The 322-nt window shown below is 68.9% G+C and carries 1 protein-coding gene; it reads right to left on the bottom strand.

Annotated features, from left to right (window positions below):
- On the bottom strand, nucleotides 1-322 hold a 322-nt coding region (locus ACCC94_RS30185; protein WP_413353233.1), incomplete at both ends, for a biotin/lipoyl-containing protein.

The raw sequence follows: 322 nt of genomic DNA, 5'->3' as shown, positions 1-322 counted from the left end.
GAGCCGGTGCAGCAGCCGGTGCCTCTGCGGCGGCCGGGGCTGCAGCGCCCGCGACCTTGAGCTTGAGGATCAGGTCGCCGGTGCCGACTTCGTCACCGATCTTGATCGACACGCTCTCCACCACGCCGGAAGCCGGCGAGGGGATTTCCATGCTGGCCTTGTCCGATTCCAGGGTGATCAGCGACTGGTCGGCTTCGACCGTGTCGCCGGCTTTCACCATGACTTCGATGACATTCGCCTTGCCGGCCGAGCCGATGTCCGGGACATGGATGTCCTGGACGCTGGCAGCGGCGGGCGCGGCAGCCGGCGCCGGGGCAGCGGC

Origin of the sequence: Pseudomonas sp. Pseusp97 (assembly GCF_047304025.1) — a bacterium.
Lineage (GTDB): Bacteria > Pseudomonadota > Gammaproteobacteria > Pseudomonadales > Pseudomonadaceae > Pseudomonas.
The sequence above is the reverse complement of the archived record's forward strand: the minus strand, read 5'-3'. Positions and strand labels throughout refer to the sequence as shown.